This window comes from Streptomyces boncukensis, from assembly GCF_011045075.1.
Taxonomy (GTDB): Bacteria; Actinomycetota; Actinomycetes; order Streptomycetales; family Streptomycetaceae; genus Streptomyces; species Streptomyces boncukensis.
This window is the reverse complement of the sequence record NZ_JAAKZZ010000268.1, coordinates 1-10215: the sequence shown is the minus strand read 5'-3', so window position 1 is coordinate 10215 and position 10215 is coordinate 1. Positions and strand designations below refer to the sequence as shown.

The window sequence follows — 10215 nt, the reverse complement described above, 5'->3', positions numbered from 1 at the left end:
GGTACGGGTGGGGCATGGGCGTTCCCTCCGGAGCGGGTACGGGAGGAGCGGCCCGGGAAAGCACTCAGGCCGCCCCTCGGGCGGCCTGTCGTCGTCGCTGTCGCTGTTGCGCGGAGCTAGCTTGCTCCGTGCGCACGCGCGTCCGGGTGGGCCGCCGGGAGAGCGGGCCACCACCAGTTCCTGGTCGTCGGCGCGTGCATGCGGGTCACCCTAGCGCATCGGGTTCCGGGCCTTCCGGTCTCGAATTCCGGGCAACGGGGCCGGGAGCCGCGGGGACCCCGTAACCTTGGGCGCGTGAATGTGAACGCAAAAACCGACGCCGGTGTCCAGACCTGGCGGGATCTGCCCGCGGCACAGCAGCCCGACTGGCCGGACCGCGAGGCGCTGCGCGGGGTGATCGCGGAGCTGGAGTCCTATCCGCCGCTCGTCTTCGCGGGTGAGTGCGACCAGCTGCGGTCCCGGCTGGGCGCGGTCGCGCGCGGTGAGGCGTTCCTGCTCCAGGGCGGTGACTGCGCGGAGGCGTTCGACCAGGTCAGCGCCGAGCACATTCGCAACAAGCTGAAGACGCTGCTGCAGATGGGCGCCGTGCTGACGTACGCGGGCGCCGTGCCGGTCGTCAAGGTCGGCCGGATCGCCGGGCAGTACAGCAAGCCGCGCTCCAAGCCGACCGAGACCCGGGACGGCGTGACCCTGCCGTCCTACCGCGGCGACTCGGTGAACGGCTTCGAGTTCACCGCCGAGGCCCGCAGACCGGACCCGGAGCGGCTCAAGCGGATGTACCACGCCTCGGCCTCCACGCTGAACCTGGTGCGCGCCTTCACCACCGGCGGCTACGCCGACCTGCGCCAGGTGCACGCCTGGAACCAGGACTTCGTGAAGAACTCCCCGTCCGGGCAGCGCTACGAGGCGCTGGCCCGCGAGATCGACCAGGCGCTGAAGTTCATGCGCGCCTGCGGCACCGACCCGGAGGAGCTGCGCACCGTCGAGTTCTACTCGTCGCACGAGGCGCTGCTGCTGGACTACGAGTCGGCGCTCACCCGCGTCGACTCGCGCAGCGGCGAGCTGTACGACGTGTCGGGGCACATGGTCTGGATCGGTGAGCGCACCCGGCAGCTGGACGGGGCGCATGTGGAGTTCGCCTCCCGGGTGCGCAACCCGGTCGGGGTCAAGCTCGGGCCGACGACGACCTCCGAGGAGGCGCTGGAGCTCATCGAGCGGGTCGACCCGGGGCGCGAGCCCGGACGGCTCACCTTCATCACCCGGATGGGCGCCGACAAGATCCGCGACCGGCTGCCCGAGCTGGTGGAGAAGGTCACCGCGTCCGGCGCGCCGGTGGCCTGGATCTGCGACCCGATGCACGGCAACACCTTCGAGGCGGCCAGCGGGCACAAGACCCGGCGCTTCGACGACGTGCTGGACGAGGTCAAGGGCTTCTTCGAGGTCCACAAGAGCCTGGGCACCCACCCCGGCGGCATCCATATGGAGCTGACCGGCGACGATGTCACGGAGTGCGTGGGCGGCGGCGACGAGATCTTCGTCGACGACCTGCACCAGCGCTACGAGACGGCGTGCGACCCGCGCCTCAACCGCAGCCAGTCGCTGGACCTCGCCTTCCTGGTCGCGGAGATGTACCGCGACCAGTGAGTTCCTCCGCTCCCGGCAGCCGTGGGGCCCGCATCCGTGTGATGCGGGCCCCACGGCGCGTTCTGGACGCCGAAGAGGGGGTAAGGTTAGGTTAACCTCAGCAATACGGTCCGGACGGAGGTGACCCGCGTGTACGTCTGCTCGTGCTTCGGCATCACGGAGGAGCAGGTGCGTGAGCACGCGGCGGCGGGTGCGTGCACGCCGCGCCAGATAGCCTCCGAGAGCAAGGCGGGCACGGACTGCGGGTCGTGCGTCCGCCGCATCCAGGGCCTGCTGGGCCGCGGCAGCTGCCCCCGCAGAGCCGCCCTGGACCAGGGCGAGCCGCCCTTCGCGGAGGCCGCGCCCCTGCCGGAGACCGCTTCTCCGGCCCCTGCCGCGCCCCCTGACCCTGTCCCTGTCCCTGCCCCTGCCGCGGCGGCGTAGCGCCCCAGCCGGCGGGCCCTCGCGGGCCGTCAGGAGTCCGGCTGCTCGACCAGCTGGGCGATGTAGAGCGCCTCTCCCAGCTTCTCGACCAGCTCCAGCTGCGTGTCGAGATAGTCGATGTGGTGCTCCTCGTCCTCCAGGATGCTCTCGAAGAGCCGCGCCGAGGTGATGTCCCCCTTGCTCCGCATCAGCTCGATGCCGCGCTTGAGCCGGTCGATGGCCTCGACCTCGATCTGCCGGTCGGCCTGGAACATCTCGGTGACCGTCTGCCCGACACGTACGTGGAACAGCCGCTGGTAGTTCGGCAGGCCCTCCAGGAAGAGGATCCGGTCGGTGAGTTTCTCCGCGTGCTTCATCTCGTCGAAGGACTCGGACCGGGTGTACTCGGCCAGCTTGGGCCAGCCGAAGTTCTCCTGCATCTTGGCGTGCAGGAAGTACTGGTTGATCGCGGTCAGCTCGGCGGTCAGCTGCTCATTCAGAAACTCGATGACCTCGGGGTCGCCCTGCATGGTGCGGGCTCCTTCCACGGGCAGAAATGGGCGATGGTTGCGCGCGCATCGCGCATCTTCGCACCGCTCCGGCAGACCGTCCAGTAAGTGCAGGCTTACCGAATTTGCCCATATTTACAGGTGCGAGGAGCCGGTGCGGGCGCGGTCAGGAGCACCCCCGGCGGTCTGTCACCATGGAGACATGGGTCAACCGCAAAGCCGCGAAGGGTGTGAAGGGGGTCATGCGGAGCTTCCGCCCGGACAGCGGCTCCAGCGCGGCTGGCCGGTGACGCACTACGGTCCGGTGCCCAAGTTCAAGCCGGAGCGCTGGGACTTCCGGGTGTTCGGCGCCACGGCGGACGGGGAGAAGCACGCGTGGTCCCACGAGGAGTTCACCGCGCTGCCGTATGAGACGGTCGTCGCCGATCTGCACTGCGTGGCGAAGTTCAGCATGCTGGGCGCCGAGTGGGGCGGGATCCACGCCCGTACGATCCTCAAGCTGGCCCCGCCCGCGCCGGATGTCACCCATGTGATGGTCTGGGCGGAGTACGGCTTCAGCTCGAACCTCCGGCTGGCCGATTTCTCCGCCGGGGGCGTGGTCTTCGCGACCCACCGGGCCGGCGAACTGCTCACCGCCGAGCACGGCTTCCCGGTGCGGCTCGTCGTCCCGCAGCTGTACGCCTGGAAGGGCCCCAAGTGGGTGCGCGGCGTGGAGTACATGACGGCGGACCGGCGGGGCTTCTGGGAGGAGCGGGGCTACCACAACATCGGCGACCCCTGGCAGGAGCAGCGCTACTCCTACCAGGAGGAGCCGGGGGACGGCCCCGAGCTGTAGGGCCCTGCCTCAGTGGTACTGGTGTGCCACCGCGTGCCCCTTGCCCCGGCCGATCAGCCAGCGGTTCACCGGAGTGGTGAGCGCGAAGGCGACGACGAAGGCCACGGCCAGGGTCACCCAGAACAGCGCCTCGGACAGGTGGGCGTCCAGCGCGCCGGGCGTCACCAGGACGACGCCGTTGTCGACGAGCTCCATGACGACGATGGAGACGGTGTCGGCGGCGAGCGCGACCTTGAGCGCGGCCCTGAGGTCGAGGCCCGCGCGGAGCACCGCGACCATCGTCAGGCTGTAGCCGAAGACGAAGGCCAGGGCGATGGCGAGCACCATCGTGGGGGCGTTGTGCCAGCCCAGCGCCGTGCCGACGACCATGCCCAGGATCTCGCCGATGGCGCAGCCGGTGAGGCAGTGCAGGGTGGCCCTGGCGGCCATCGCCCAGGAGACGGGGCCCCGGGCGTGCCCGTCATGCCCGCCGTGCCCGCCGTGCCCGCCGTACCCGTCGTGCTGTCCGTGTGCGTCGTGAGTCATGCCCCGCCTAACGTCATACCCCCCAGGGGTATTCCAGGGCGTCTCTGATCTTCTTCAGCCGCTCGATGTCGGCCGCGTGCCCCGCCTTGCCGCCCGGGGTCTCGATCATCAGCGACACCCCCGCCGTCGCGGGGTGGGCCAGCAGCTCGCCGAAGGGCCCGGCCCCGATATGGCCCGCGCCGATGTTCTCGTGCCGGTCCTTGTGCGCCCCGGCGACGTCCTTGGAGTCGTTGGCGTGGATCAGCCGCAGCCGCCCCGGGCCGACCGTCGCCTCCAGCTCGTCCAGCACCCGGCCCATCCCGCCGGGCGCCGCCAGGTCGTGTCCGGCCGCGAAGGCATGGCAGGTGTCCAGGCAGACGCCGAGCAGCGGATGCCGGCCCAGCACGTCGAAGTACGGACCGAGTTCCTCGACCCGGGAGCACAGCGAGGCGCCCTGCCCCGCCGTCGGCTCCAGCAGCAGCCAGGGGTCGTCGTCGTGCGTCAGCTCGTCCAGCAGCGGGCGCATCAGCTCACCCGCCTGGGCCAGCGCCGTCTCCCGCGCCCGGCCGCCGGTCGCCGACCCGGTGTGCACGACGACGCCGAGCGCGCCGATCTCCCGTCCCCGGCGCAGCGAATGCCGCAGCGAGGAGACGGACTTGGCGGCGGTCTCCTCGCTGCCGGAGCCGAAATTGATGAGATACGGCGCATGGATGTAGGCGGGCAGGCTGCGCTCTGCGCAGGCGGCCCGGAATTCCGCGTCCTGCCGCTGATTTCCCGGGGGCGTCGCCCAGCCGCGCGGATTCGCCACGAAGACCTGGAGCGTCTCCGCCGCTATTTCGGCCGTATAGGAAATGCCTTTGGCGGCCAGGCCCCCGGCTACGGGGACATGGCCGCCAATGGGATTGCGCAGGGGCTGCGCCTGCTGTTGCTGTGCGTTCACCCGGCTCAGTATGCCGAATCGACGTTGTCCATCGAACCGTACCTGTGGGCCGCGTAGTTGCAGGCCGCCACGATGTTCGCCACCGGGTCGGTCAGGCTCTTCGAGGTGCCCGCCACGTGGTAGGCGTCGAAGGTCGGCTGGATGACCTGGAGCAGGCCCTTGGACGGGACGCCGTTCCGGGCGTTGACGTCCCAGGAGTTCACGGCGTTCGGGTTGCCGCCGGACTCGCGGATGACGTTGCGCTTGATGCCGTCGTACGAGCCGGGGATGCCCTTGCTCTTCATGATCGACAGAGCCTCGCGTATCCAGCCGTCCAGGTTGTTCGGGTAGCTCGGCTTCGCGGGGCGCTTGGCGGAGCGGCTCGCGGGCTGCTTCCGCTCCTGCTTGTCGCGCTGCGCGGCCTCGGCCTTCGCCTTGCGCGCGGCCTCCTGCTCGGCCCTGGTGTCCCGCGCTGCCTTGGCCTTGGCGTCCTTGGCGGCCTTCGCCTGCTTGGCCTGCTTGGCCTGCGCGGCCTCCGCCGCGGCCTTGGCCTTCCGGGCCTCGTGGGCCTCCTGCTGGGCCACGGCGGGGGCCTTCCTGGCCACCGAGGTCTCCTTCGCGTCGATACCGGAAGCCTGCGCGGCGTAGGCGACGGGCTGGGTGGAGATCTTCGCGGCGGCCTGGGAGGAGTTTCCGTCGTCGGCGGAGCCGGGGACGATGGTCATGGCGAGGGCCGCGGCGCCCGCCGCGCCGAGACCGGCGGCGGTGATCCTCTTGGCCCTGGGGTTGCGGAGATAGCCGGAGATACTGGGCATGGGGAAGAGCGGAGCCTTTCGGTAGGGAAGTCGCAGAGGCCGGGGACAGGCGGAGAACACCGGGATCCTGTTCCCGGCGCCGTTGCGACCCCGGTAATTGTTAGAGGCTCCGAAAAGGCAAATCAAAAATGTGACGTACGATCCGCAATAGTGGACCGCGGAAAACGGGGTATTCGCGGTGCCGCACCGGCGGCAGTAGCCGACTAATCCCGTTCGTACGTGATGTGCGTCCTATGTGCGGGCTCACATGAACGGAGCCCGGGAAGGGGGTTTGGTGGACGGAGCGTGACCGGGTCAGCGCAGCCAGACGGTGATCTCGGAGCCGCGCGGCGCCTCGTCCCCGCCACCGGGGGACTGGTTGAAGACCGTGTCGCCGAAGAAGATCCTGCGCGCCTTCACCTTGAAGCCCGCGCCCTCCAGCGTCCGCCGCGCCTCGTCCTCGCTCTTGTCCTCCACGTCCGGCACCTCGACCATGTCGGGGCCCTTGGAGACGGTGAGCGTGACGGTGTCGCCCTCAGCGGCCACCGCTCCGTCGGCGGGGGACTGGCGCGCGACGGTGCCCTCGTCCTCCTTGGAGAAGACCCGCTTGCCCCGCACCTTCACTTTCAGGCCGGCGTCCCGCAGCTCGTCCCGGGCCGCGCCCTCGTCGTCGCCCACCACGTCCGGCACCTCGACCGGCGCGCCCTTGGAGACGGACAGCGCCACGGCCGAGCCGGGGCTCCGCTCGGTGCCGGGCGTCGGGTCGGTGGTGATGACGGAGCCGCTCGGCACGTCCTCGCTGAACCGCCGCTTGACGACACCGGGCTCCAGCCCCGCGCCCTTCAGCGCCTCCCGCGCCTTCGCGAGCGGCCGGCGCTTGACGTCCGGAACCTTGACGATCTCCGGTCCGCGGGAGACCACCAGGGTGACCGTGCCCGTGTGCCGGATGCGCTCGCCCGGCTCCGGCTTGGTGTCGATGACGCGCCCGCGCTTGACGCGCTGGCTGTAGTCGCGGGTCACCCGGACGTCCAGCCCCGCGTCCTCGACGACCTTCGCCGCCTCGGCCTGCGGCTTGTCGAGCACCGCGGGCGTCTTGGTGAACTGGCCGGAGTTGATGTACCAGATGCCGACCCCCAGCAGGACCAGCAGCAGCGCGGCCCCGGAGAGCAGCATCCAGGGCCGCGGGCGGCGGCGCCCGCGGCCGCCTCCGCCTCCGCCTCCGGGCTCGGGGGCGCGCGGCGGCGGGGCCAGCCGGGTGGTGGCGTTCAGCGGCTCCGTCGCGCCGGACAGGACCGGGCGCGGGATGACCGACGTGCGCGCCTCGCCGCCGTCCGCGCCCGCCGCGCCGGCCTCCGGCCCGCCGACCGGGCTGCCCGTCGCGCCCTTCGCCGCCGGGGGAACCGCGTCCAGCTCCGCCTCCGTCAGCAGACCGCGCGCCGCACGGGTCTCCGAGAGCAGCGCGACCGCGTCGGCCGGGCGCTGCTCCGGGTGGCGCGCCGCGGCGCGCGCCACCAGGGCGTCCAGCGGCTGCCCCACGCCCGGCGCGAGCGCGGACGGCGCAGGGACGTCCTCGTGCAGATGCTGGTAGAGCACCTGGGCCGGGGTGCCGCCGGAGTGCGGCTTGGCGCCGGTCAGCATCTCGTGGAGCATCACCCCGCACGCGTACAGATCGGCGCGGGTGTCGGCCGTGCCGTGCTCGATCTGCTCGGGCGCGAGATAGGAGACGGTGCCCAGGATCGAGTCCGTGGTCACGCCCGACTGGCTGTCGACGGCGCGCACCAGCCCGAAGTCGGCGACCTTCACCCGGCCGTCGTCCCCGATCAGCACGTTCTCCGGCTTCACGTCCCGGTGCACCAGCCCGGCGCGGTGCGCGGCGCCGAGGGCCGCGAGCACCGGCTCCACGATGTCCAGGGCCGCGCGCGGCTGCAGGGCGCCCCGGTCGCGGAGCACGTCGCGCAGGGTGCAGCCGGCGACGTACTCCATCGCCAGATAGACATACGTCCCGTCGGTGCCCTGGTCGTAGACCCCCACCACATTGGTGTGCGACAGCCGCGCCGCCGACTTGGCCTCGCGGATGAACCGGCCCACGAACGCCTCGTCGGTGGAGAGCGAGGGGTGCATCACCTTCAGGGCCAGCACGCGGTCCAGCCGCGTGTCCATCGCGCGGTAGACCGTGGCCATGCCCCCGACGGCGATCCGCGCGTCCACGCGGTACCGCCGGTCCAGCACACGGCCGACCATGGGGTCCTTGAGGGTGGTGTCCATCGCCGAGAGTCTACGGCCAGCCCGGAATCGTAGCTGCGCACGGTGCATCTTGGGCCCGGGATTGGAGCGGAACGGTGACGAATCGGACCCGGCACGGGCTTCCCCGCGCCGCTGCGCGGTCTAGGACTCGAACGCCGGGCGCTCCGGGTCCAGGACCGCCACCCCCTCCTCCGGCGAGGAGGCCCGCGCGAAGTGGCGGCGCGGGATCCGGCCCGCCCGATACGCGCAGCGGCCCGCGTCCACCGCGTGCCGCATCGCCTCCGCCATCAGCACCGGTTCCCGGGCCCGCGTCACCGCCGATGCCAGCATCACAGCGGCGCAGCCCAGCTCCATCGCCAGCGCCACGTCCGAGGCCGTACCGGCCCCGGCGTCCAGGATCACCGGCACCCCCGCGCGCTCGGTGATCAACTGGAAGTTGTGCGGGTTGCGGATGCCGAGCCCGGAGCCGATCGGGGAGCCCAGCGGCATGATCGCCGCGCAGCCCGCGTCCTCCAGCTTGCGGGCCAGCACCGGGTCGTCGCTGGTGTACGGCAGCACCGTGAAGCCGTCGTCGACGAGCGTCTCAGCGGCGTCCAGCAGCTCCACCGGGTCGGGCAGCAGCGTGTGCTCGTCGGCGATGACCTCCAGCTTCACCCAGTCCGTGCCCAGGGCCTCGCGGGCGAGCCGCGCGGTGAGCACGGCCTCCCCCGCCGTGTAGCAGCCCGCGGTGTTCGGCAGGACGCGGATGCCGTGCCGCTCCAGCACGGACAGCACCGTGCCGCCCACCTGCGGGTCGAGGCGGCGCATGGCCACCGTCGTCAGCTCGGTGCCGGAGGCGAGCAGCGCCCGCTCCAGCACCTCCAGGCTGGGGGCGCCGCCCGTGCCCATGATCAGGCGGGAGGTGAGGGCGGTGCCGCCGATGGTCAGCGGGTCGTCGGCCATGGGGATCAGCCTCCCTGGACCGCGGTCAGGACCTCGACCCGGTCGCCCTCGCCGAGGCCGGTGTCGGCCCAGCGGCTGCGCGGGACGACGTCCTCGTTGACGGCCGCCGCCACTCCGGTGGGCGCGGCCGTGAGCGTGGCCACCAGCCGGTCGAGCGTGAGGCCGGCCGGGACCTGGCGCTGCTCGCCGTTGACGGAGAGGGTCATCTGCGCGCTCATACGGGCTGCTCCTGCCGCTCCTGGCGCTCCTGCCGTTCTTGCCGCTCCTGCCGGTCTTCGGGGGCGCGGAGCCGCTCCGGGGTGAAGGGCCGGGCCCGCTCGGGCAGTTCGCCGGTTGCCAGCAGCTCGCCCAGCGCGTCCCCCGTCACCGGTGCGAGCAGCACGCCGTTGCGGAAGTGGCCGGTGGCCAGGTGGAGGCCCGGCAGGGAGGTGGGGCCCAGCAGCGGGGCATTGTCCGGGGAGGCCGGGCGGAGCCCCGCGGTGCTCTCGGCGAGCGGGAGTTCGGTGACGCCGGGGACCAGCTCGTGCGCGTCGCGCAGCAGTTCGTAGACGCCGCCCGCGGTGACGGTGGTGTCCCAGCCCAGCTCCTCGCTGGTCGCCCCGATCACCAGCTCCCCGCTGTCGCGCGGGACGAGATAGACCGGGTGGCCCCGTACGACCGCGCGGACGGTGCGGGAGAGGAACGGCCCGGCCGGGCCCCGGCCCGGCTCCGGCATACGCAGCCGCAGCACCTGCCCCTTGACGGGGCGCACCGGCGGCACCGCGTCCGCAGGCACCCCGGCGAGCTGCCCGCTCCACGAGCCGAGCGCGAGCACCGTCTGGCCGGCGGCCAGCTCCGTACCGTCGTCCAGTGCGACGCCCGCCGCGCGCCCTCCGCCCGCCCGCAGCCGTACGGCGGTGGCGCGCCGGAAGGCGACCCCCGCGCGCTCGCAGGCGCGCAGCAGCGCGGCGGACAGCCGGCGCGGGTCGACCTGGTGGTCGCCGTCCGCGCGGAGCCCGCCGCGTACGGAGGGTGCGAGCATCGGCTCCAGACGGCGGCACTCGCGGCCGGTCAGCCACTGCGAGTCCAGCCCCAGGCGCAGGTGCAGCGCGTGCAGATCGCGCAGCTGCGCGCGGTCGTCGGAGTCGAAGGCGACGGTGAGGGTGCCGCAGGCGCGGTACCCGGTGTCCCGGCCGCTCGCCTCCTCCAGCTCGGCGATGAAGGAGGGATAGCGCTCTGCGGAGGCGAGGTTGAGGGCGAGCAGCGTCTCCTCGCCGTAGTGCAGCTCCGTGACGGCGGCGAGCATCCCGGCCGCCACCTGGGCGGCTCCGCCGCCGGGCGCGGGGTCGACGACCGTGGTGCGCAGGCCGCGCCGGGCCGCGCACCAGGCGGTGACCAGGCCGATGAGGCCGCCGCCGAGCACGGCCACATCGGGGGAGGGGT

11 protein-coding genes are annotated in these 10215 nt (G+C 72.3%); 3 read left to right on the top strand and 8 right to left on the bottom strand.

Translation table 11 applies throughout. The annotated features are described in order from the left end of the window. The first annotated feature begins 300 nt into the window (after positions 1–300). Entirely contained in the window at positions 301–1644 is a 1344-nt protein-coding gene (locus tag G5C65_RS22905) for a class II 3-deoxy-7-phosphoheptulonate synthase (protein ID WP_338146594.1), read from the top strand. A gap of 129 nt (positions 1645–1773) precedes the next feature. After that, entirely contained in the window at positions 1774–2067 is a 294-nt protein-coding gene (locus G5C65_RS22900) for a (2Fe-2S)-binding protein (protein WP_165300797.1), read from the top strand. Between the two features lie 29 nt (positions 2068–2096). On the opposite strand, the gene bfr is transcribed toward G5C65_RS22900, so the two are convergent. Next, a complete protein-coding gene (gene bfr / locus G5C65_RS22895; protein ID WP_165300794.1) occupies positions 2097–2576 on the bottom strand; it encodes a bacterioferritin in 480 nt (159 codons plus the stop codon). Positions 2577–2757: 181 nt separating this feature from the next. On the opposite strand from bfr, the gene G5C65_RS22890 reads away from it, so the two are divergent. Beyond that, positions 2758–3390 carry a sulfite oxidase-like oxidoreductase gene (locus tag G5C65_RS22890; protein WP_165300793.1) on the top strand — a complete coding sequence of 211 codons (633 nt, stop codon included), beginning with the start codon at positions 2758–2760 and terminating at the stop codon, positions 3388–3390. A 9-nt stretch (positions 3391–3399) separates the two neighbouring features. Here G5C65_RS22890 and G5C65_RS22885 read toward each other — a convergent pair whose 3' ends face one another. From G5C65_RS22885 to thiO, 7 genes are all read right to left on the bottom strand, one after another. Beyond that, the gene (locus G5C65_RS22885; RefSeq protein WP_165300792.1) at positions 3400–3915 is read right to left on the bottom strand and encodes a DUF4396 domain-containing protein; all 516 of its coding nucleotides are present in this window, start codon (positions 3913–3915) and stop codon (positions 3400–3402) included. 13 nt (positions 3916–3928) lie between these two features. After that, complete coding sequence (locus G5C65_RS22880; protein WP_165300791.1) at positions 3929–4834, bottom strand: deoxyribonuclease IV; 906 nt, start codon at positions 4832–4834, stop codon at positions 3929–3931. A 5-nt stretch (positions 4835–4839) separates the two neighbouring features. After that, positions 4840–5628 (bottom strand): transglycosylase SLT domain-containing protein, encoded by a 789-nt coding sequence (locus G5C65_RS22875; protein WP_165300790.1) that lies wholly within the window; start codon positions 5626–5628, stop codon positions 4840–4842. A 294-nt stretch (positions 5629–5922) separates the two neighbouring features. Next, on the bottom strand, positions 5923–7872 hold the full coding sequence (pknB, locus tag G5C65_RS22870) for a Stk1 family PASTA domain-containing Ser/Thr kinase (protein WP_165300789.1): 1950 nt from the start codon (positions 7870–7872) through the stop codon (positions 5923–5925). A gap of 120 nt (positions 7873–7992) precedes the next feature. After that, complete coding sequence (locus G5C65_RS22865; RefSeq protein WP_165300788.1) at positions 7993–8793, bottom strand: thiazole synthase; 801 nt, start codon at positions 8791–8793, stop codon at positions 7993–7995. A 5-nt stretch (positions 8794–8798) separates the two neighbouring features. Further along, positions 8799–9011, bottom strand: coding sequence for a sulfur carrier protein ThiS (gene thiS, locus G5C65_RS22860; protein WP_241265977.1), 213 nt, complete (start codon positions 9009–9011; stop codon positions 8799–8801). Continuing rightward, the gene (gene thiO / locus G5C65_RS22855; protein ID WP_338146595.1) at positions 9008–10201 is read right to left on the bottom strand and encodes a glycine oxidase ThiO; all 1194 of its coding nucleotides are present in this window, start codon (positions 10199–10201) and stop codon (positions 9008–9010) included. The genes thiS and thiO overlap by 4 nt, the downstream gene beginning before the upstream one ends. Between the last annotated feature and the right edge of the window lie 14 nt (positions 10202–10215).